Origin of the sequence: uncultured Shimia sp., assembly GCF_947493595.1 — a bacterium.
Lineage (GTDB): Bacteria > Pseudomonadota > Alphaproteobacteria > Rhodobacterales > Rhodobacteraceae > Shimia.
In genome coordinates this window covers 642,731-665,010 of sequence record NZ_CANLRL010000002.1, presented here as the reverse complement: position 1 = coordinate 665,010, position 22,280 = coordinate 642,731, and the positions used below count along the sequence as shown (strand labels likewise).

The 22,280-nt window shown below is 59.0% G+C and carries 18 protein-coding genes; 6 read left to right on the top strand and 12 right to left on the bottom strand.

All coding sequences use genetic code 11. The features are described from left to right. Position 1: 1 nt before the first annotated feature. The 4 genes from Q0955_RS08695 to mutL all read right to left on the bottom strand — a co-directional run bounded on the left by Q0955_RS08695 (position 2) and on the right by mutL (position 5,032). Complete coding sequence (locus Q0955_RS08695) at positions 2-1,045, bottom strand: Hint domain-containing protein (RefSeq protein WP_299423112.1); 1,044 nt, start codon at positions 1,043-1,045, stop codon at positions 2-4. A 294-nt stretch (positions 1,046-1,339) separates the two neighbouring features. Next, positions 1,340-1,666: a DUF3775 domain-containing protein gene (locus Q0955_RS08690; protein WP_164644176.1), complete on the bottom strand. Its 327-nt coding sequence runs from the start codon at positions 1,664-1,666 to the stop codon at positions 1,340-1,342. A gap of 130 nt (positions 1,667-1,796) precedes the next feature. Next, positions 1,797-3,116, bottom strand: coding sequence for a DNA recombination protein RmuC (rmuC, locus tag Q0955_RS08685; RefSeq protein ID WP_299423102.1), 1,320 nt, complete (start codon positions 3,114-3,116; stop codon positions 1,797-1,799). Then, on the bottom strand, positions 3,116-5,032 hold the full coding sequence (gene mutL, locus Q0955_RS08680; RefSeq protein ID WP_299423100.1) for a DNA mismatch repair endonuclease MutL: 1,917 nt from the start codon (positions 5,030-5,032) through the stop codon (positions 3,116-3,118). Before mutL ends, rmuC begins: the two co-directional genes overlap by 1 nt. 177 nt (positions 5,033-5,209) lie before the next feature. Here mutL and Q0955_RS08675 point away from each other — a divergent pair, with 177 nt between their 5' ends. Together Q0955_RS08675 and sulP are read left to right on the top strand one after the other, a co-directional pair. Then, entirely contained in the window at positions 5,210-6,562 is a 1,353-nt protein-coding gene (locus Q0955_RS08675; RefSeq protein ID WP_299423097.1) for an aminotransferase class III-fold pyridoxal phosphate-dependent enzyme, read from the top strand. A gap of 250 nt (positions 6,563-6,812) precedes the next feature. After that, entirely contained in the window at positions 6,813-8,546 is a 1,734-nt protein-coding gene (sulP, locus tag Q0955_RS08670) for a sulfate permease (protein ID WP_299423094.1), read from the top strand. On the opposite strand, the gene Q0955_RS08665 is transcribed toward sulP, so the two are convergent. The 4 genes from Q0955_RS08665 to Q0955_RS08650 are packed head-to-tail and all read right to left on the bottom strand — an operon-like array spanning position 8,543 to position 12,451. Then, a complete protein-coding gene (locus Q0955_RS08665; RefSeq protein WP_299423091.1) occupies positions 8,543-9,469 on the bottom strand; it encodes a metal ABC transporter permease in 927 nt (308 codons plus the stop codon). The two genes, sulP and Q0955_RS08665, sit on opposite strands and share 4 nt — an antisense overlap. Then, positions 9,466-10,671, bottom strand: a complete 1,206-nt coding sequence (locus Q0955_RS08660; protein WP_299423088.1) for a metal ABC transporter permease — start codon at positions 10,669-10,671, stop codon at positions 9,466-9,468. Before Q0955_RS08660 ends, Q0955_RS08665 begins: the two co-directional genes overlap by 4 nt. Positions 10,672-10,674: 3 nt before the next feature. Further along, positions 10,675-11,478, bottom strand: a complete 804-nt coding sequence (locus tag Q0955_RS08655; RefSeq protein ID WP_299423084.1) for a metal ABC transporter ATP-binding protein — start codon at positions 11,476-11,478, stop codon at positions 10,675-10,677. 10 nt (positions 11,479-11,488) lie between these two features. Next, positions 11,489-12,451 (bottom strand): zinc ABC transporter substrate-binding protein, encoded by a 963-nt coding sequence (locus tag Q0955_RS08650; RefSeq protein ID WP_299423081.1) that lies wholly within the window; start codon positions 12,449-12,451, stop codon positions 11,489-11,491. Positions 12,452-12,640: 189 nt separating this feature from the next. On the opposite strand from Q0955_RS08650, the gene deoC reads away from it, so the two are divergent. From deoC to Q0955_RS08635, 3 genes are read left to right on the top strand one after another with little or no spacing between them, the layout of a single operon-like run. Beyond that, the gene (gene deoC / locus Q0955_RS08645; protein ID WP_299423078.1) at positions 12,641-13,633 is read left to right on the top strand and encodes a deoxyribose-phosphate aldolase; all 993 of its coding nucleotides are present in this window, start codon (positions 12,641-12,643) and stop codon (positions 13,631-13,633) included. A 10-nt stretch (positions 13,634-13,643) separates the two neighbouring features. Next, positions 13,644-13,937, top strand: a complete 294-nt coding sequence (locus tag Q0955_RS08640; protein ID WP_299423075.1) for a hypothetical protein — start codon at positions 13,644-13,646, stop codon at positions 13,935-13,937. 11 nt (positions 13,938-13,948) lie between these two features. Further along, entirely contained in the window at positions 13,949-16,294 is a 2,346-nt protein-coding gene (locus tag Q0955_RS08635) for an aldehyde dehydrogenase family protein (RefSeq protein ID WP_299423072.1), read from the top strand. 70 nt (positions 16,295-16,364) lie between these two features. On the opposite strand, the gene Q0955_RS08630 is transcribed toward Q0955_RS08635, so the two are convergent. The 3 genes from Q0955_RS08630 to Q0955_RS08620 all read right to left on the bottom strand — a co-directional run bounded on the left by Q0955_RS08630 (position 16,365) and on the right by Q0955_RS08620 (position 19,090). Then, positions 16,365-17,954, bottom strand: a complete 1,590-nt coding sequence (locus Q0955_RS08630; protein WP_299423069.1) for a methyl-accepting chemotaxis protein — start codon at positions 17,952-17,954, stop codon at positions 16,365-16,367. Continuing rightward, a complete protein-coding gene (locus Q0955_RS08625; protein WP_299423066.1) occupies positions 17,951-18,262 on the bottom strand; it encodes a hypothetical protein in 312 nt (103 codons plus the stop codon). The genes Q0955_RS08630 and Q0955_RS08625 overlap by 4 nt, the downstream gene beginning before the upstream one ends. A 174-nt stretch (positions 18,263-18,436) precedes the next feature. Continuing rightward, on the bottom strand, positions 18,437-19,090 hold the full coding sequence (locus tag Q0955_RS08620) for a peroxiredoxin (RefSeq protein ID WP_299423063.1): 654 nt from the start codon (positions 19,088-19,090) through the stop codon (positions 18,437-18,439). Between the two features lie 256 nt (positions 19,091-19,346). Between Q0955_RS08620 and Q0955_RS08615 the strand changes: the two genes are divergently transcribed. Further along, on the top strand, positions 19,347-20,774 hold the full coding sequence (locus Q0955_RS08615; protein ID WP_299423061.1) for an aldehyde dehydrogenase family protein: 1,428 nt from the start codon (positions 19,347-19,349) through the stop codon (positions 20,772-20,774). Between the two features lie 65 nt (positions 20,775-20,839). Here the strand turns inward: Q0955_RS08615 and Q0955_RS08610 are convergent, their stop codons facing one another. After that, positions 20,840-22,159 (bottom strand): DEAD/DEAH box helicase, encoded by a 1,320-nt coding sequence (locus Q0955_RS08610; RefSeq protein ID WP_299423234.1) that lies wholly within the window; start codon positions 22,157-22,159, stop codon positions 20,840-20,842. Between the last annotated feature and the right edge of the window lie 121 nt (positions 22,160-22,280).

Here is a 22,280-nt window from a genome sequence, read left to right as displayed (position 1 = left end):
ATCAGGCCGCCACACGCACCAAATCGCGAAACACCGGCCGCCCATCCACCATCTTGCGCCAAGTCTGCGCCTCATGCGCTTTCATGGTGGGCAAGGCCGTCTGCGTGAAACGCGGCTTCAACCAGGGCTTGGCCTCCAAAAGCTGATCCAACTCGGCCCGCGCTTCCGCGCCCAAGCTCTCCAACGCCTGATCGCCCAGAAACAGGCTCTCCGCCTCGGCCCCATTGGCCTCCACAATGTGATGCCGATCAAACATCAGATGCACATAGTCCACCCCGTCGCGCCATTCCCGCCCCGGAATACCCGGCTGTGGCGCCAGATGTTTGGCATGGGCAAAGGCCGCCTCAGTTGCCGCCAACATCTCCACCTGCCAGCCGCGCAGCGCAATCCGGTGTTGTTGCGACACCCACAAATCCTGCGCCGGCAACCCCGGTGCCAGGCTATCGGCATCAATACACACCGGCCGCAGCCCTGCGTTCCGCAACATCTCTGCATAAGAAAAATGGCTCTTTGCCACCCAGAACACCTTGGCTGGCTTGCCTTTGGCGACACAGACAAAATCGCCAGGCTGCAGGCTTTCCACCGCGCGCAGACCGTCTGGTGTCGCGATCATGGTGCCCGGCAGGAAACACACCGGCAAATCATCGGGATGACGATCCGGATGTTTGACCACAAATTCCTCATCCTCGAACTCATTCATATCCTCTTCGCTCGGATCCATCTCCGGAAAGAAAAACATGCGGGTTTCCTCACCCGGTTCAGGGTAGTCCTGGATCGAGATCACTGCGATTTCCTGCCCCCAGAACTGCTCTGGAATGTCATCGTCCTGCGGCACGGTTCCTGTCAGCTCAAACACAAAATCATGGGCCTCCCCATCGATCAGCACCTGCGTATCCGGGTCTGGTTTGTTGTTATTGTCCTCAAGCACCAGATCGCCATCATCCCCTTTAGGCGCAAAGGCGATTTCCTCGGCGGGATCATCAGTGGGTTCAAACTGTTTTTGATTGCCGTGATTGTCGTCAAAACGACCCCAGAAACTGGACATGGGCGACCTCCTTCTGAACGACAGACCTCTCAACGCCGCCCCATGGGTTGCAAGGCTCAGACACAAGACAAGAGGGCACCGCCCGCAAAACGCAGGGTGCGGATGTTTCTTTAGAAAACAGCGCGAAGTCAGTGGCTTGGGAAGCGCGCGGACGCGTCATCCCTCCCTCACAAGCGCACATAAGAAGGGGTGCTGAAAACATAAAGACCCGCGCCAAAGCTTGGCGCGGATCTCAAAACTGTTGGCATAAATTCGCAAATAAAACGGCCCAATCAGCCGTTATTCGCCAACTGCTTAGCCCTTCCGGACCAAGTCGTCCTCCTCATCAGATAACGATATGCCCAAAGCCTCCATTCCGTTTTCCAGATGATCGGACAGATGTGGCGACCCCAACAGGTAATCCGACGTCGGCACGGTGTTTTCGGTTTTGGCTGTCATAATCGCTTCGGCCAGATCGTCGGGCATGAAACTGTCACGCCCCACCCACATCACAGCCACAAGACTGGCTTGTTCATCTTCATTAAGCCGGTCAATAAACGCGCGAAGCTCGCCTTCGGCCCGGTCCAGCTCCCGCGACATCAGCACAACTTGCGCCACTTGCCATGCAGAAATCTCAAGCATTTTGTGCCTCCAATTTGGTTTGGCCCAGTGTCCCCACCAGCATGCCCCACGTCTTTGACATGGCGCAAACTGTTTCTGCTGGCCGGGGCGCTGCCCCGGACCCCGGGATATTTGCAGACTGTGAATGAAATCAGCTGTCTGGTTTGGTCAGCGGCACCACTTTGTCATCACCCGTTTGTGCAAGCTCTTCAAAATCAAAGTTGTCCAGACGCCGCGCCCGACGCCCCGCTTTGTCGGCACTGATTTTGATCTCGCTGATGTCTTTCGCGGCTTGTCCAAAGTGGCGATCGAGGTTTTCCACCCGTGTGCCCAAGCGCTCGACATCAGAATAAAGCATACCCAGTTCTTTGCGGATTGCGCCGGCTTGCTCTTGCATGCGCGCGTCTTTCAAGATCGCCCGCATGGTGTTGAGTGTCGCCATGCAAGTGGTGGGCGAGACAATCCACACCCGCGCGGCAAAGCCTTCGCGCACCAGCTCCGGGAAATTGGCGTGCAGCTCCGCGTAAACCGCCTCACTTGGCAGGAACATCAGGGCGCCGTCAGCGGTCTCGCCATCGATGATGTATTTTTCCGAAATGTCTTTGATGTGTTTCTTCACCGAGGTGCGCAGCATCCGCGCCGCTTCATTCAATTGCGCCTGGGTTTCTGCATTGCGCAACAGCTCATAAGCCTCCAGCGGGAATTTGCTGTCGATCACAATTGGGCCCGGCGGGTTGGGCAGATGGATCAAACAGTCCGCGCGTCTGCCGTTAGACAGCGTGTGTTGCAGCGCGTAGCTGTCACTTGGCAGCGCCTTGCCTACAATGTCATTGAGCTGGATCTCGCCAAACGCCCCGCGCGTTTGTTTGTTGCTCAGAATATCCTGAAGGCTCAGCACGTCGCCGCTCAGCCGGGTGATGTTTTCCTGCGCCTTGTCAATCGTGGCCAACCGCTCCTGCAACTGGGTGAGCGAGGTCGCCGTCTGTTTGGCATTGCCCGTCATCGACAGGTTCAGCTTTTCCTGCATGTCGTTGAGCGCGCCGCCGGTGCGCAGCTGCATATTGGCCATACTCTCTTGCATCTGCAGTTGCTGTGCCGCCAATGTATCCGCCATCTTTTGCTGCATGCTGGCGAGGTTTTCCCCCGTGCTGCGCTGCACCTTGGCGAGGTTTTCGTGCATATTGACCTGCACTTCGCCCAGCCGCTGTTCCATCAGCGTGGCGATCTGCCCCTGCGATTGCGCCTGCGCCTGCAGGTTGCCGTCCAGATGCGCCTGCCCGGTGGCCAGCTGATCCACCCGCTGCGCCATCTGTCCCATATGTTGGGCTATCACTGCCTCAGTCCGGTCCGCCCGCTTTTGCCCCGCCCCGCGCAGCAGCAAAAACAGCACCAACACCGCAAAGCCAATCCCAGCCGCCGCATACAGCGCCATCGCCTCCATATTGGCGATTGCTTCGTCCATACCTTCCATCACGTCCGTCCAAACAGCCGTTCAATATCGGCCAACTTGAGTTCCACATAGGTTGGCCGCCCGTGGTTGCATTGCCCCGAATGTGGCGTTGCCTCCATCTCGCGCAGCAGCGCGTTCATCTCTTCGCCACGCATGCGCCGCCCCGAGCGGATCGAGCCGTGACAGGCCACGCGACTCAAAATCGCTTCCAGCTTGGCCTGCACCAACATGCTTTCCCCCGCATCATCCAGCTCATCCAGAATATCAAGCACCATCGCCCGCGCATTGACCTCACCCAGCAGCGCAGGCGTTTCGCGCACCGCCACAGCGCCGCCGCCAAAAGCCTCAATCGTCAGCCCCAGCTTGGACAACGGCTCTGCCACGGTCATGATCCGCGCACAGTCTCCCTCCGACAGCTCGACAATCTCGGGGATCAACAAGGCCTGCGCCGCCACGCCGTTCTCCGCCATCTGATGTTTCAGCTTTTCATAGACCAACCGCTCATGCGCCGCGTGTTGATCGACAATCACCATGCCGGTTTGTGTCTGCGCCACGATGTAATTCTCATGCACCTGCGCCCGCGCCGCGCCCAGCGGCAACCCTTCAGCTGGCACCTCCTGAGGCATCTCGGTTTCCACCGGCTCCACCCGCGCGGAATAGGCCTCGGAAAGATCTGAGAAGCCGGGCTCCATCGCAGGGGACTGATGTGGTGCCTGCGCCTGATAGGCCGCCGTGCGTGCGCCCAAACTTGGCCGATCCATCTGATAGACCCGCGCTTGTCCCGGCGTTGGCGCGCTTGGTGTCGCCCCCAAAGCGCCCAGTGATGCCCCCATTGGTTCGGGCCGGAAAGACTGCAAGGTCGCCCCCGCAACTGTGGTCGACGCGCGGTGGCCCGCTTCCGCCAAAGCATGGCGCAGACTGGAGACAATCAGCCCACGCGCCAGCCCCGGATCGCGGAACCGCACCTCGGATTTGGCGGGGTGCACGTTCACATCCACCAGATGTGGATCACAATCGATAAACAGCGCCGCCGCCGGGTGCCGATCCCGGCTCAGGTAATCAAAATACGCCCCGCGCAGCGCACCAACGAGCAATTTGTCTTTCACCGGACGCCCGTTCACAAACAGATACTGCGCCACCGAAGACCCCCGCGAATAGGTCGGCAAAGCCGCATAGCCAATCAACCGCAGCCCTTCGCGTTCCGCATCAATCTTCAGCGCGTTTTCGGCAAATTCCTTGCCCAAAATCCGCGCCAACCGGCCGTGCAGCGCATCAAACAGGTCGCCATTCTCGGCCTCCACGCGGAAGGTCACGCGACCTTCGCCGCCACCGGTCACATCGCGCAACGTGAAGCCCACAAACGGCTCCGCCATCGCCAGCCGCTTGACCACATCGGTGATCGCCTGCGCCTCTGCCCGATCGGAGCGCATGAATTTCAACCGCGCGGGGGTGGCGTAAAACAGATCACGCAGTTCCACGATGGTGCCGCCAGACAGCGCCGCAGGCTTCACCACGCTCATCGCGCCGCCTTCCACGGAAATCTGCGCCGCAGGCGCTTTGCCCACCCGGCTGGTGATGCTCAACCGTCCGACAGCGCCCAAGCTTGGTAACGCCTCGCCACGAAAGCCAAAGGTGTGAATGTCGAGCAGGTCCGTGCCGTCAATCTTGGAGGTCGCGTGGCGCGACAGCGCCAACGGCAATTGTTCCTCGGTGATGCCACAGCCGTCATCCGTGATCCGGATCAGCGTTTTGCCACCATCGGCATAAGCAATCTCAATCCGCCGACTGCCCGCATCAATGGCGTTTTCCACCAGTTCTTTGACCGCAGAGGCAGGCCGTTCGACCACTTCACCAGCGGCAATCCGGTTGATCGCGGCATCATCAAGCTGCCGAATGACCGGCAAATCTTGGCTTATATTGGGGTTATCCACAGGCATAAGACGAAATCTAGCATGTTCCCCTTTGATTCTACCACCAAGATCGCGGTTCCTCTGCGTCGCTTTTTCCCAACCCGCTGTCGCTCTTTCTCTGGACAGAGTCTCACCACAACCCCATAATTTGATCAAATTTCAAAAACACGCAGGAATCACCCCTGCACCCAAGGGAGCACAGCCATGAAAGACGACAACTTCCTGACGGAAAACAACGCCCGCCATCTTTGGCATCCGATGGGCGCACCCGCGGACAGCCACAGCACCCCGCCCAAGATCATCAAGGGTGCCGAAGGTGTGAACATCACCGACATCGACGGCCACTCCACCGTGGACGCCGTGGGCGGCCTGTGGTGCGTCAACCTCGGCTATTCCAACGACGTGGTGAAAGAGGCCATCGCCAAACAGCTCTACGATCTGCCGTACTACTCTGCCTTTGCTGGCACCTCGAACCCACCGGCCATTGAAGCCTCTTATGCCGTACGCGAGTTTTTCGCTGAGGACGGCATGTCCCGCGTATTCTTCACGTCGGGCGGCTCTGATTCCGTAGAAACAGCCCTGCGTCTCTCCCGCCAGTACCACCGCCTGCGCGGCGAGCCGACCCGCACCAAATTCATCAGCCTTAAAAAAGGCTACCACGGCACCCACTTTGGCGGCGCGTCCGTGAATGGCAACAACCGTTTCCGCATCAACTACGAACCGCTGCTGCCCGGTTGCTTCCACCTGCCGTCGCCTTACCCCTACCGCAACCCGTTCAACGAGACCGATCCGGCCCAGCTGGCGCAAAACATCGCCGCCGCTTTTGAAGACGAGATCGCGTTCCAGGACCCAAAAACCATCGCCGCCTTCATCATGGAGCCTATCCAGGGCGCGGGTGGTGTGATTGTGCCGGACGCCTCTTTCATGAAGCTGATGCGCGAGATCTGCGACCGCCACGGCATCCTGATGATTTCTGACGAAGTCATCACCGGCTTTGGCCGCACCGGCGACTGGTCCGGTGCACGGCACTGGGGTGTGCAGCCTGACATGATGACCACCGCCAAAGGCATCACCTCCGGCTACTTCCCAGTTGGTGCCTGCATGGTCGGCGACAAAGTGGCCGACGTGTTTGAAAACGACCAAACCGGCGAAGCCGGCATCTTCCACGGCTACACCTACTCCGCCCATCCGGTTGGCTCCGCCGCCGTGATCGCCACTTTGGCGGAGACCACCCGTTTGGATGTCAAAACCAACGCCGCCTTCCGTGGCACACAGCTGTTCGAAGGTGTGAAAAAACTGGCGAACAAATACGACATCATCGGCGACGTGCGTGGCGGCCACGGCCTCATGACGGGCATCGAGCTGGTCTCTGACGCCACCGCCAAAACTCCGATGGACATGGCCACCATGAAAAAGATCCACGAGGCCACCTATCAGGCCGGCTCCATGGTGCGTCTGGGCGCACACAACATCCTGATGTCCCCGCCGCTGACCATCTCCGAGGACGAGGTGAACACCATTCTCTCCGCTTTGGACACCGGCTTCGCGGCCGCCTAAAACCTCTGCGGCTCGGGGCACATCGCTCCGGGCCGCACGCACGACAGGCCGTTAACCTGACGTGAGCGTCACTTTTTGCACCTCCGCAAAACAGTCGCGATACCGACGCAATACCGACGCGCCATTTGTTCGATTTGACTGCGTTAACCTTTGAGCCGAGCCGCTATTTTCCGACAAGTTTTCCTGTAAGGGTTTTCTTATTCCATTTTTGGAATATATAGAGCGCAACCGCGACTCTCATGAGGCCCCAATGCCACAGCAGCTCAAGCGTTACTTCCCCATCCTTCAATGGGCAAAAACCTATGACCGTCAGATACTTGGCGCCGATCTCATGGCCGCCGTGATCGTGACCATCATGCTGATTCCACAGTCCCTGGCCTACGCCCTGCTTGCCGGTCTCCCGCCCGAAGTGGGTCTCTACGCCTCCATCTTACCCTTGGTCGCCTACGCCATCTTCGGCACCTCCCGTGTGCTCGCCGTCGGCCCGGTCGCCGTGGTCTCCCTGATGACCGCCGCCGCCCTCGGAAACCTCGCTTTACAAGGCACAACAGAGTACCTGATTGCGGCGATTACATTGGCCTTCATGTCCGGCGTCATGCTCACCCTCATGGGCCTCTTACGCCTTGGTTTCCTTGCCAATTTCCTGTCCCATCCGGTGATCGCAGGCTTCATCACCGCCTCCGGAATCCTGATCGCCACAAGCCAGTTGAAACACATCCTCGGCGTCACAGCCCACGGCCACACCTTGCCCGAATTGCTCACCTCACTGGTGACCCATTTGCCAGAAACCAACCTCTACACGTTGGCCCTCGGCGCAACCGCTTTGGCCTTCCTGTTCTGGACCCGCAAAGGCCTCAAACCGCTCCTGCTCAAAACCGGCGTCGGTCCTCGCCTCGCGGACGTGCTCACCAAAGCCGGCCCCGTCGCCGCCGTCGCCGCGACCACGTTGTCCGTCTATGCCTTTGACCTTGCAGGGAAAGGCGTGGCAATTGTCGGCACCGTTCCAACCGGCCTGCCGCCACTTTCCGCCCCCAGTTTCTCCCCGGACCTGTGGTCCCAACTCTTCTTGGCCGCACTGCTGATCTCCATCATCGGCTTCGTTGAAAGCGTCTCCGTTGCGCAAACCTTGGCCGCCAAACGCCGCCAGCGCATCGACCCTGATCAAGAGCTCATCGGCCTCGGCACCTCCAACATTGCCTCAGCGATTTCAGGTGGTTACCCGGTCACTGGCGGCTTCGCCCGCTCTGTTGTGAACTTCGACGCAGGCGCACAAACTCCCGCCGCCGGGGCCTTCACCGCCGTTGGCATCGCGGGCGCTGCGCTCTTCCTCACGCCCCTGCTATTCTTCCTACCCAAAGCCACCCTCGCCGCCACCATCATCGTCGCCGTGCTCAGCCTCGTGGACCTCTCCATACTGCGCCATGCCTGGGGCTACTCTCGCGTTGATTTTGCCGCCGTTGCCACCACAATTGCGCTCACATTGGGACTTGGTGTTGAAGTCGGTGTCAGCGCCGGTGTGATCCTCTCCATCGCGCTGCATCTTTACAAAACCAGCCGTCCGCATGTGGCAGAGGTCGGCCTTGTGCCCGGAACACAGCACTTCCGTAACATCCTGCGCCATAAGGTTAAAACCGCGCCACATCTGGTCACGTTACGCATTGATGAAAGCCTGTATTTCGCCAACGCACGCTTCTTGGAAGACTACGTCTATGACCGCGTGGTCTGTGACCAACCGATCACCGATGTGGTGCTCATGGCCTCGGCTGTGAACGAAATCGACATGAGCGCGTTGGAAAGTCTGGAGGCGATCAACTCCCGCCTCAAAGAGCTCAACATCCGCCTGCATTTCTCAGAGGTCAAAGGCCCCGTCATGGACCGCCTCAAGCGCAGCCACTTCCTCGATGACCTCAGCGGCGAGGTCTTCCTCGCGCAATACGACGCCTGGACCCGCCTCGCCGGGGACAACACCCAACAAGCGGCCTAAACCGCAGGCGCCCCGCTGCGATGTCGGTGGGGTGCAAAACACGCGGCCAATGCAAGGATAATGCCGGATACCGTCGCGATCATCCCCGCTGCGCTGACCGCATTGTCAAAGCCCAGCCACAGTGGCCCGTACCCCGCGATCACATAGCCTAAAACCGCAGAAAGCACTGCAAAAACAACGCTCCAGGCAACTTGACGTTCCAAACGATTGGTCATCAAACGGGCCGCTGCTGGTGGACAGATAAACATCGCAATCACGATGATCGACCCCACCGCATCAAACGCCGCCACCGCCGCCAAAGCTGCCACCATCACCAGCGCCACACCCAAACGATTGGTCGCGATACCCATGGCTTGTGCAAAGCTCTCGTCAAACGTCGACAGCACTAAAGGCCGCCAGAATAGCCACAAGAAAACGCAGACACCGAGCAACGCCACAACCACACGCCCCAATTCCGGCGGCAATCCCGCCAAGGCTACTGGGTCAAGCAAGCTTGACCAGCCAATCGCATCCAACCAGATTAGGCTTTCCAGATTGCCATAAAGCGCGTGCTCCACGTCCAGATGCACCGAAGACGTATCACTTTGTTCCAAAAGCAAAACACCTGCTGCAAACAACGTGGTGAACGTCAAGCCCATCGCCGCACCCGGCTCGATATTGCCCAGCCGTCGAATGGCTTCGATCATCACCACGGAAACCAACGCGGCCCCAGCTGCGCCCAACATCATTGGCGCAGCAGCCACCACGCCAGTAATCAAAAACGCCACCACGATGCCCGGCAGCACCACATGGGAAATCGCATCCCCAATCAGCGCCTGCTTGCGCAACACCAGAAAGTTGCCCGGCAAAGCACAAGCCACGGCGGCCAACACGCCAATCAGCATCGGCGTCAATGACAGCGGCACAAACTCTTCACCACTCATGACGTCACCCCCTGTGGCCCACCAATGCGTTGATCTATTTCCGAAATTTGGTCTCCGGTCAGCACAGTCTCAATGTCGCGCAGCCCGTCATAGAGCGCTGCGGCACTCTCAAAGGCCTGGTCCGCCCGCACCAGCTCCCAGCGTTTTTCGTCCCGCAAAGCTTTTGCTGCCCGTGCCCGCCCCGCGTCGGTGGCAACGCCGTCGGCCTGCGCCAATCCCGCCCGTTGCAAAAGACGCAAGGTAAAGCCCTCATAAATCGGTTGCCCCTGCGCCAAAGCCAGCAGCCCTTGGCGCATATGCACCCGCCGCTGAAACCGTACGTGCCTCAGGTAGACCGCCAACACACCCCGATTGGGCGCCAGCAATAGCGACAATACAAACAGCGCAAAGCTCGACAAAACAATGATAGGTCCCGTTGGCATGGCAGGCGCCACGGCAGACATCGCTGCGCCAATCCAGGCTGCCAATCCGCCACAAAGCCCTGAAATCAGAATCATATGGTCTGTACGCTCGGTCCAGAACCGGGCTGTAACCGGCGGAATGATCAGCATGGCGACAATCAGGATCAGCCCCACAACCTTGAGCCCAATCACCGTGACCGCCAGCGCCAGCGCCATAATCGCAAGGTCCATGCGCCCGACATTGACACCTCGCGACGCCGCATATTCCGGATCAAACGCCAATAGCGTCATTGGCCGGCGTAAGATCACAACCGCCAAGAGCGTCAACGCACCCCCGCCCGCAATAACCAAAGCATCGTTGAACAACATGCCTGCCGTGGAGCCCAACAGAAAGCCTTCCAAACCGGCCGCACGTCCCGCGCCCATGGTTTGAATCACCGTCAGCAACACAATGCCAAAGCCAAAGAATACCGACAAAACAGCGCCAATCGCCGCGTCCTCGGACAGCCGTGTAAACCGTGTGAGCCAACTCACACACAACAAGCCAATCCAGGACGATACCGCCGCCCCCAAAAGCAAACCTGGCAAGGCGCGCCCGTCACCACCAAGCAGCACCATCAGCATAAAGGCAATCCCCACACCTGGCAGGGTCGCGTGACTGATCGCATCACTGACCAATGCACGCTTGCGTAAATAGAGAAAAGTCCCGGTCACACCTGCCGCAATGCCAAGCAAGGTCGCACCAATAGTCACCAGCGTGGCGTTGTAGCCAAGCTGCAAAGTCAACGCATTCCAAAACATAGGTTAGCCCGCCAGCTCCAGCTGGTCGATCTGGCCTGTTGCCAACCGCCCGCCGTAAGTCTGGTTCAGATGTTCTGGCGTAAACGCTTCATCCACCGTGCCTTCCGCCATCTTGCGCGTATTAATCAAGAACACCCGGTCAAAATAGCTGCGGACCGTGGTCAGATCATGATGCACCGCGACAACGGTTTTGCCTTCAGAGCGCAGGGATTTCAGCACATCAATGATGGCTTTTTCGGTGGCCGCATCAACACCGGCAAAAGGCTCATCCAGCAGATACAAATCTGCTTCCTGTGCCAACGCCCGTGCAAGGAACACACGTTGTTGCTGTCCGCCGGAGAGCTGCCCGATCTGACGATCAGCAAAATCGGTCATGCCTACACGTTCCAAACAGGCGCGTGCCTTTTCAATGTGGTGCGGATGGATACGGCGCAGCAAGCCCAACTCGCGATAGAGTCCCATCAGCACCACATCAATCACCCGCGTGGGGAAGTCCCAGTCCACACTGGCACGCTGCGGCACATAGGCAATGCGATGCCGTGAAGCTTTCAAGGGCTTGCCATAGACCAGCGCCTGCCCAGCCAGCGGCTGCACAATGCCCAATGCGGCTTTTAACAAGGTCGACTTGCCCGCACCGTTGGGACCAATGATGGCTGTCATTGAGCCTTCGGTCACGGTCATATCCACCGAGAACACCACCGGTTTCTGTCCGTAAGACACCGTCATGCCGCGGATCGCCAACGGGCTGTCCGCCGGGATCTCTGCTTTGGGCGCTGCCCCCATGTTTGCTGCCAACTCTAGGCTCATGTTCTTGTCCTCAAGATCCCGCCGACAGGCGTCCGTTCATGCCGCGTTCCGGCACATCTCCGCCAAGCGCATCACTGATCACGGTGATATTGTGATCGATCATGCCAACATAAGTGCCCTCGTAGGTGCCATCCGGCCCCATCGCGTCCGAGTACAGCTCCCCGCCGATTGCCACACCATGACCTTTGGCCGCCGCGCCCTCGACAAGCGCCCGCACGGTGCGATCTGACACAGAACTCTCCACAAACACCGCTTTGATGTCGCGCTCGATCAATGTGTCCACCAGGCTGCTAATCCGATTGAGGCCAGCTTCGCTCTCGGTGGAAATGCCCTGCACCCCCAGAACCGAGAAGCCATAAGCGGCCCCAAAGTAGCCAAAGGCATCATGCGCGGTCAGCAGAATGCGCGCCTCTTCCGGCACCGTGGTCAAGGATTTCTCCGCATAGTCGCTCAAGTCAGACAGTTCCGCGAGGAAGGCCTCTGCGTTGGCCACAAACTGTGCCTTGGCTGCAGGCATTTTCTCGATCAGCGCGTCACGCACACGCTCAGTCACAAACACCCAAAGCCGTGGATCCATCCACACATGCGGGTCGAACTTGTCCACATAATCGTCATGCCCGCGCAGCACATCACGTGGCATGGTATCGGTTACCGCAACCACGGTGCCGCGCTTTTCCAGCTTGTGGAAGAAGTCTTCCATCTGCGCCTCAAGATACAAGCCATGCCACAGAACCAGGTCCGCTTTGGTCAATGCCACAATATCCGTGCGGGTCTGGCGATAGGCATGTGGGTCCACACCCGGCCCCATAAGGCCCTTCACCTCAACCGCATCGCCGCCAATGCGCCGCGCAGTGTCTGCAATCATGCCTGTGGTGGCGACAACCTGCAATTTTCCACCCGCATAGGCTGGACTTACGCCGGTCAAACTGGCCGCAGCCGTTGCCACAATAAAACCTCGACGAGAGAATCGCATTGATCACCTGTGCTGTTGCTCCACCTGAATATGAGAACCATTCGCAGAAGTGTCAACGCAATTGCGACTTATTCTCATCTTTTTGTTGACTAAATGGTCAAAAAAGTAGCTGGAGTGTCGTTCTGAGACTTGCCAAGACCAGTGCTTCTGAGGCATTTTCACCCCTGTTTTCCGCAACAGGATGGATTGATGCAAACGCCCACCATGACCGCCGAAGGGCATCAACTGCCCACCGCGCTGGAACCGCGCAACCCTGGGATGGCGCTGGACCTTGATTGGGTTCGCACCGTGCAAGCCAACACCTCGGCCATTGAACGCCGCGCTAAGACCTTGTCGGGTCGCCGCTCGGTCAAGAAAGACTATCAGGCCGCATGGTTGTGCAAGGCGATCTCCCTGATTGACCTGACCACCCTGTCAGGTGACGACAGTGAAGGCCGCGTGGAGCGCCTCTGCGCCAAGGCCAAACAGCCGGTGCGCTCCGACATTCTCGATGAACTAGGCATGACCGGCCTGACCACCGGTGCAGTCTGTGTCTATCACGACATGATTGAAACCGCTGTTTCCTCACTCAAAGGCACAGGCATTCCTGTAGCGGCTGTGTCCACCGGCTTCCCAGCAGGTTTGTCCCCGTACCACCTGCGCATCACCGAGATAGGCGAAAGCGTGAAAGCAGGTGCAGAAGAAATCGACATCGTGATCACCCGCCGCCACGTGCTGCAAGGCAACTGGCAGGCGCTTTATGACGAAATGAAAGAGATGCGCGAAGCCTGTGGCGACGCCCACGTCAAAGCCATTCTGGCCACCGGCGAGCTGGGCACGTTGCGCAACGTCGCCCGTGCGTCCTTGGTGTGCATGATGGCTGGCGCCGACTTCATCAAAACCTCCACCGGTAAGGAAAGCGTAAACGCCACCCTGCCCGTCTCCCTTGTGATGATCCGCGCCATCCGCGACTACTATGACCGCACCGGTTACCGCGTGGGCTACAAACCGGCGGGCGGCATTTCCAAAGCCAAAGACGCGCTGGTGTATCTGTCGCTGATGAAAGACGAGCTGGGCGACCGCTGGCTTCAGCCGGATCTCTTCCGCTTTGGCGCGTCCTCCCTGCTCAACGACATCGAGCGTCAGCTCGAGCACCACGTCACCGGCCACTACTCTGCCGGCTACCGCCACGCGATGGCCTAAGGATACCTCTGTGAGCGCAGCCCCAAACACCAACGCTCCGATCCCGGATCAACACCTTCTACGAATGAAGGTCTGGTCCCAACGGACGTGGGTCGCTCGATGTGACGATCACCAGTCCGGTGTCGGTTTGGAAGCTCGCCTTGCCGACTTCCTGCAAGAGGCTTTTGAACACGCGCACACGCAGCCGGACCTGCTCGACAAAACAACCGCCCAAATTGCCGAAGCCGTCATGGCCGGCATTTTACACAGCGAAACAGTGCCGTCCGAAGAGCTTCAGACCGCGCTTCACAAGATAACCTCGTAAGGGGAAGACAAATGACCGTTAAAGAGATTTTTGACACCATGGACTACGGCCCCGCCCCCGAAAGCGCCGCAGATGCGCTGGCCTGGATTGTTGATCAAGGCGCGGCCTTTGGCCATTTCATCGACGGCGACTGGACCACTCCACGCAAGGACTTCCAGTCCAAGAACCCCGCCAACGGCGAAACTCTGGCTGATCTGACGCAGGCCTCGCAGGACGAAGTCAACGCCGCTGTCAAAGCTGCGCGCAAAGCCCAAGCCAAATGGGAAGGTCTCGGCGGCCATGGTCGCGCCAAATACCTCTACGCCATTGCGCGCCTGTTGCAAAAACACAGCCGCCTGTTTGCGGTTCTGGAAACGCTGGACAACGGCAAACCAATCCGTGAAAGCCGCGACATCGATATCCCGCTGGTGCAGCGCCATTTCTACTACCACGCTGGCATGGCGCAGCTCATGGAAGCGGAATTGCCCAACGCGCAAGCGCTGGGTGTCTGCGGTCAAATCATCCCATGGAACTTCCCGCTGCTGATGCTGGCCTGGAAAGTTGCGCCTGCGCTGGCGATGGGCAACACCGTTGTTCTTAAACCAGCCGAATACACTTCTCTCACGGCCATGGCCTTTGCCGACATCTGTCAGCAAGCAGGCTTGCCCGCCGGTGTGGTCAACATCGTCACCGGTGACGGCGCCGTGGGCGAAATGATCAGCGCGCATGAAGACATCAACAAAGTCGCCTTCACCGGCTCCACAGATGTCGGCAAGCGCATCCGCGCAGCCACCGCAGGCTCCGGCAAGTCGCTGACTTTGGAACTGGGCGGCAAATCCCCATACATCGTTTTCGAAGATGCCGACATTGACTCCGCCATCGAAGGTCTGGTCGACGCCATCTGGTTCAACCAGGGTCAGGTCTGTTGCGCCGGGTCTCGTCTCCTGGTTCAGGAAGGCATTGCAGAGACGTTCTATCGCAAGCTTAAGACCCGCATGGACGGTCTGCGCATCGGCAACCCGCTGGACAAATGCATCGACGTGGGTGCTGTGGTCGATCCGGTCCAGCTGCAAACCATCACCGACATGGTTGCAGGCAACACCGATGGCGAAACTTACCACGCTCCGATCGACATGCCAGTCGAGGGCTGCTTCTACCCACCAACCCTTATCACCGGCCTCGCCCCCTCTTCCAAGCTGATGCAGGAAGAGATCTTCGGCCCAGTGCTGGTCTCTACCACCTTCCGCACGCCGTCCGAGGCCGTGCAGCTGGCGAACAACACCCGCTACGGCTTGGCGGCGACACTCTGGACCGAGAATGTGAACCTCGCGCTGGACATCGCACCAAAGCTCGTGGCCGGCGTGGTCTGGGTCAACGCCACCAACCTGTTTGACGCCGCTGCTGGCTTTGGCGGTGTGCGCGAAAGTGGCTACGGCCGCGAAGGCGGATGGGAAGGTCTGGCGGCCTATACCCAACCCAAAGGCGCGCCCAAGGCGCTCAAGCCTGTCGAAGCCTTCACAGGCGATAAAGGCCCAACCGATCCATTGGACCGCACGCCAAAGCTCTACGTTGGCGGCAAACAGGCGCGTCCAGATGGTGGCTACAGCCAGAACATCTACGGCAAATCCGGCGCGCTTCTGGGCCAGGCCCCGATTGCCAATCGCAAAGACGTCCGCAACGCGGTTGAGGCTGCTCATGCGGCCAAAGGCTGGTCCGGCACCACAGGTCACCTGCGTGCGCAAATCCTCTACTACATCGCGGAAAACCTCTCCGCCCGCAAAGACGAGTTTGCCACACGCGTGAACCTTCTGACCGGCGGAAAGACCGGCGCTGCAGAGGTTGAAACCTCGATCCGCCGCCTCTTCACCTACGCCGCATGGGCCGACAAATATGACGGTCAGGCGCATGGCGTGCCAATCCGCGGCGTGGCGCTGGCGATGAAGGAACCCGTGGGCGTGATTGGTGCGCTCTGTGCAGATGACGCGCCACTTCTGGGCCTGATCTCCGCAATGGCGCCGGCTATTGCGATGGGCAACCGCACTGTACTGGTCGCTTCAGAAGCCTTCCCTCTGGCCGCCACCGACTTCTATCAGGTGCTCGAAACCTCCGATGTACCGGGCGGTGTGGTCAACATCCTCACCGGCTCCCACGCCGAACTGGCCGGTCCATTGGCTGGTCACTTGGATGTGGACGCGGTCTGGTCGTTCTCCTCCTCAGATGTCTCTGCCGAGATCGAACACGCCAGCGCTGGCAACCTCAAGCGCACCTGGGTCAACAATGGCCTCGCGCGTGATTGGATGGGTACAGAAGGCGAAGGGCGCGAGTTCCTGCAGGCGGCGACCGAAGTCAAAAACATCTGGGTGCCCTACGGCGAGTAAGCACAAACCAAACACAAAAAAGCGCCGGCGGTTCCCCGCCGGCGCTTTTCTTTTTCTACATCTGACCGGATTAGGCGGCGGCCCAAGCCTCGTCATCGCCATCTTCGTCAAACATCTCCACATCACCGGTCTGCGGCGCCTCAGCTGCCACACGGAACCCGGCCAGCGCATCGACCAAACGATCCACCGCCATATCCAGGCTGGACGTCGCTGCAGAGGCCTCCTCCGCCCGCGCCGCGTTGGCCTGCGTCTCGCTGCCAATGGTCTGCATACTGCCGCGGATTTTCTCAACCGACTGCGCCTGTTCGCTGGACACATCGGAGATTTCTGCCACATTGCCGGACACTTGGTTCACATCCCCCAAGATCGCCTCCAGCGCCTCGCCAACCTGCCGCACCAAGGCCACGCCGTTGGTTACATGGCCGTTGCTCTCCGAGATCAGCTTGTTGATGTTCTGCGCTGCTTCCGCTGAGCGATGCGCCAATTCCCGAACCTCGGAAGCCACGATTGCAAAGCCTGCACCAGCTTCCCCGGCCCGCGCCGCTTCCACACCGGCATTCAACGCCAACAGGTTGGTCTGAAAGGCGATGTCTTCGATCAGCGTCACAACGTGGTCAATCTGAGACGACGACGCCTCGATCTCATCCATGGTGCTCACCGCCTGACGCACCACTTCTGCGCCGTTGCTGGTCATATTGCGGGTGTGGTCAAACCGTTCCTGCGTAGACTTGGCTTTCTCCACAGCCCCGTTCATCGCATCGGCAATCTGCTCCACCGCATCGGTCACACCTTGCAGGGCACCCGCCTGTTTCTCGGTGCTGTGCGCCACGCTGTTGGAGACTTCCGCCAACTCACGACTGTCGACCTCAATCTGGCTCGATACCGAGGTCACAGATGTGATGATCCCGCTCAGCGAAGACACCGCATCATTGAAGCTTTTGCGCAGGGCTTCATAGCTCTTGTCAAACGAGTGGTTGATCGAGGCATCCAAATTGCCATTGGCAATACGGGTCAGCCGCTCGTGCAGCGTGCTCACCACATCGGCCTGCGCCTTTTCACGCGCTTCGATTCCGGTCTTCTCGGCCTTGAGCGCTTCCATGGTCTCAGAAAGCACCGCCTGCTCTTTGTTGCGCTCGTTCATCTGGCGCAGCGTGGTCATCACAGACGTCAACAAAATGCCGGTCTCAGCAATCACTACCACCGCGTGCAGCACGGTCCGACCAATGTTTTCCATAAGATCCACGGAGGGGTAAACCATGGACGGCCAAAAGAATGTCAGCGCCAAGTGGTGCACCGCGGTCACGCCTGCCCCCACCAGCAGTGATGCCGGACAGGTCATCAGCGTCAGCATCGCCAGCGCAGCAAAGAACACCATGTGCACATCCAGCTGCCACGCATGCCCAGCCATCGCAGCCAGGATCACAGCAATCTGTCCGATCACCGCCACGGTCACACTTAAACGCGCCGCCAGATTGCCACCCAACCGAAAGGCGTAAAACGCTAGCGCAGCAAACACTCCAGCCGAAGCGCCAACCACCACAAGTTGGCCGCTCCGCATAAAGGCAATGGTCGTCGCGGTAACGCCCAGAACAGCGGCCACAATGGCCAAAACCTTCACGCCCGTCTGGCGGGCCTTTGTCAATTTCAGATCATCTGTCATGTTGTCTCACCACACAGCCAGGCCAGCGCTTCGCCGTCCAGAATGGCCCAGGCCCCGTTTTGTTTCAGTCTCTGTTCAAATCCGTCGTCGTCTGACACCCCCATAACCGCCAGCGGTGCACGCGCTACGCCCACCACCCAGCCGCCAGAAGCCTCAACCAGTTCTGTCAGGTCTGTCCCAGGACGCGCGACAACCAAGACCGGCCCACCCGCTTTCACGGGTGCGCTGACAATTGCCAAAACCGGGGTTACGGTCAGGCAAAAGACAACAGCAAGAATCGCCGGAAGATATTGCGCACGTTGGGTCATCTTGCCCTTCTTCGGACAAAACTGTTTCCAGTGGCTTAATTGTCAGGGTCAATTTAGTTTGCGCATTAAAATTACCTCGCGTCAGAGTCGGGCGAGACAGGCCTCAACAAAAAAAGCGCGCGGGTCAAACCAGCGCGCTTTTCCTACATCTCAATTTGGTCAGATGGACCGATTTTAGCCCGGCAATTTGGTGGTGCGCAGGTATGGGAAGTGTGTTGTGAACTCACCGTATTTGGCTTTCGCATCTTCGTCGCTCACCGCAACCGGGATCACAACATCACCCCCGGGGGTCCAGTTTGCTGGCGTGGCCACATTCTCTTTTGCTGCGGTCTGTAGACCATCCAGTGCACGCAGCACTTCGGCAAAGTTCCGACCCACGTTCATCGGGTATGTCATCGACAGCTTCAACTGCTTGTCCGGCCCAATGATGAATACAGAACGCACAGTGGCGCTGTCCGCAGGGGTACGGCCATCCGGCAAATAGGCCTCCGCTGGCAGCATGTCGAAGGCTTTAGAGACAGCCAGGCCATCATCGGCAATAATCGGGAAACCCGCGCCAGTGCCCGCATAAGACTCAATGTCTTTCTTCCAGCCCTTGTGGTCTTCCACCCCATCCACGGACACACCAATTACTTTGGTGCCGCGTTTCTGCCACTCCTCTGCAAGCTGCGCGACTGCGCCAAATTCGGTGGTGCAGACTGGGGTGAAGTCTTTTGGATGGGAAAACAGAATGGCCCAGCTGTCGCCGATCCAGTCGTGAAAAGTGATCGTACCCTGATCCGTCTCGGCGGTGAAATTTGGCACAACATCATTGATTCGCAAGCCCATGGGTTTCTCCCTCTCTGTGGGTCGCACACGCCGCCTTGCAACGTCAGGCGAGACAATTCTCGCGGCTCCGGCGGGATGTAAAAACGGTTCTTTGTCGAATATCGACATTGCGCAGACTACATCTGTCTTTTTTGAACGCCACCCCTTTACCGGAAGAAATAATTTGATCAAATTAATTGTGACCGCGCGTCGCCCCACTTGCGGCTCCTCGTTTAGCCGCGCAGACTGACGCCAAGATCGAGAGGGAGTGAACACCATGATCGAGAAACGCCAATTCTACATCAACGGCCAATGGGTCGACCCCGTTGCCGCCAATGACCTGCCCGTCATTGACCCCGCCACCGAAGACACCTGCGCCGTGATTTCGCTCGGCGATCAAGCAGACACCGACGCGGCTGTGGCGGCCGCCCGTGCAGCCTTCCCAGCCTGGGCCGACACGGCTTTGGAAGAGCGTGTGGCGAAGGTTAAAAAGCTTCGCGAAATCTACATGGCCCGCCGTCATGACATGGCCGAAGCCATGCGCCTCGAAATGGGAGCGCCAACCGATCTCGCCAAGAACAACCAATGGGGCGCCGGTGTCTGGCACCTTGATGGTTTCCTGGAGGCCCTCGAAAACTTCGAATTCGAATACGCCATGGGCGCAGACCGCATGCGCAAAGAGCCGATTGGCGTCTGCGCCATGATCACACCATGGAACTGGCCGATGAATCAGGTCTTCCTGAAAGCCATTCCGGCATTGCTGGTCGGCTGCACCATGGTGCTAAAGCCATCCGAAATCGCGCCGCTCTCCTCCATTGTCTTCACCGAGATGATGGACGAAGCCGGCTTCCCGGCAGGCGTCTTCAACATGGTCAATGGGGACGGCGTTGGCGTCGGCTCTCAGCTGTCGTCCCACCCCGATGTGGACATGGTCAGCTTCACCGGCTCGACCCGCGCTGGCATCGCCATTTCCAAAGCTGCCGCAGACACGCTCAAACGCGTCAGCCTGGAGCTCGGCGGCAAAGGCGCCAACATCATCTTTGCCGATGCTGACGAAAAAGCCGTGAAGCGCGGCGTGATCCACTGCATGCAGAACTCTGGCCAATCCTGTAACGCGCCAACCCGCATGATGGTCGAAAGCAGCCGCTATGCCGAAGCTGTGGAGCAAGCCAAGGCTGCAGCGGACGCCACCCAAGTTGGTGCCACCACAGAGTCCGGCCGTCACATCGGCCCTGTGGTTTCCGAACTGCAATTCAACAAAATCCAAGGGCTGATCGAAACCGGCATCAAAGAAGGCGCCACTTTGGTGTCTGGTGGCTTGGGCCGACCCGAAGGCATGAACAAAGGTTTCTATGTTCGTCCAACCGTCTTTGCCGACGTCACTCCGGACATGACCATCTACCGCGAAGAAATTTTTGGTCCGGTGCTGGCAATCTCACCGTTTGAAAGCGAAGAACAGGCGGTTCAGATGGCCAATGACACGGTGTACGGCCTGACCAACTACATCCAGACACAGGACGACGACAAGCGCCTGCGTGTGGCACGTCAGGTCCGTTCCGGCATGGTAGAAACCAACGGCGTGTCGCGCATCAATGGCTCGCCTTTTGGCGGATATGGTCAGTCTGGCAACGGCCGCGAAGGTGGCACTTGGGGCCTGGAAGAGTTCTGCGAAACCAAATCCATCAGCGGCGTGCCCATGGCGTAACGCCGCCCTCGCTACCTTGAAAGTGAAACAGCCGCAGACCCTCGTCTGCGGCTGTTTCTTTTGCCTTAAGCGGCGGACTTGCGCGGCCGGTTGCGCCGACGACGTCCTGCCCCCGGCTTGCCCCCGGCGTTCCCGCCCGGTTTGCCACCCGGTTTTCCGCCAGGTTTGCCACCGGCGTTTGCCCCACCACGGCCACGGGATTTCTGACCCTGCCCAGCAGCCGCCCGCGCGTCCCGCGCATATTGCTTACTGGACTCGGCAGGTTCCCACTCCGGCCGGTCAAACTTACGGCCAATCAGCTTCTCAATGTCTTTCAGGTAATCCCGCTCATCCGAGGCACAGAAAGAGATGGCCTGCCCATCACGCCCGGCCCGCGCGGTGCGGCCGATCCGGTGCACATAGCTTTCCGCAACATTGGGCAGATCAAAGTTGATCACCAGCGAGATCGCCGGAATATCAATGCCCCGCGCCGCCACATCTGTGGCCACCAGAATGGTCACGTCACCATCGCGGAAGGCCTTGATCGCCCGATCGCGTTGACCCTGGCTTTTGTTGCCGTGGATCGAGGCCGCATTGAAGCCCTCAGCCACCAGCTGCTTCATCATCCGCTCCGCACCATGTTTGGTGCGCGAGAAGATTAGCGTGCTCTTATCTTTGTTTTCATTCAGGATTTCACGCAGGCGAACGCGCTTCTCGCCCTTTTCGTGGTATTCCACCGACTGGGTGATCTTATCCGCTGTCTTACCGGGAGGGGCACATTCCACCCGCTTTGGGTTGGTCAGATAGCTCTGGCTCAACTCATTCATCTGCTTGGGCATAGTGGCGGAAAACAGCATGGTTTGACGCGGTGTGCCCAGGTGTGGCGCAATTTTGCGCAAGCTGTGAATGAAGCCCATGTCAAGCATCTGGTCCGCTTCATCCAGCACCAGATAACCAACGGTGGACAAGTCAATTTCGCGGCGGTCCAACAGATCAATCAACCGCCCTGGCGTGGCCACCAGAATATCGCACCCGCGCTTCAGCAACCCAATTTGGCGATTGATCGACTGACCACCCACCACAGTCATGACTTTCATTGGCGTGCCTTGCACCATTGGGCGCAGGTTGTCAGCGATCTGATTGACCAACTCACGCGTTGGCGCCAGTACCAACGCCTTGACAGATTTGGGCAAAGGGCGACCCGGTGTCGCCAAAAGCCGATCCATCATCGGCAGACCAAAGGCCAGCGATTTGCCGGTACCGGTCTGGGCCAGCCCCATAATGTCATGGCCCTTCAAGGCCAAAGGAATGGCTTTCTCCTGAATCGGAGTCGGCTTGTCAAAACCAGCCTTGTCCAAGCCTTTTAGCAGTGTGGACGACAGGCCCAGCTGTTCGAATGTTGACACAAAATGTCCTTTCACGCCGCGCAGGCCCTCGGCGCCACGCAGCAAAACGTCATCGGCCCCACTTGGAGCCGCAATCGGGTTCGGCAGCACCGCCACGGCACAAATCATTTTGCGCACGCCC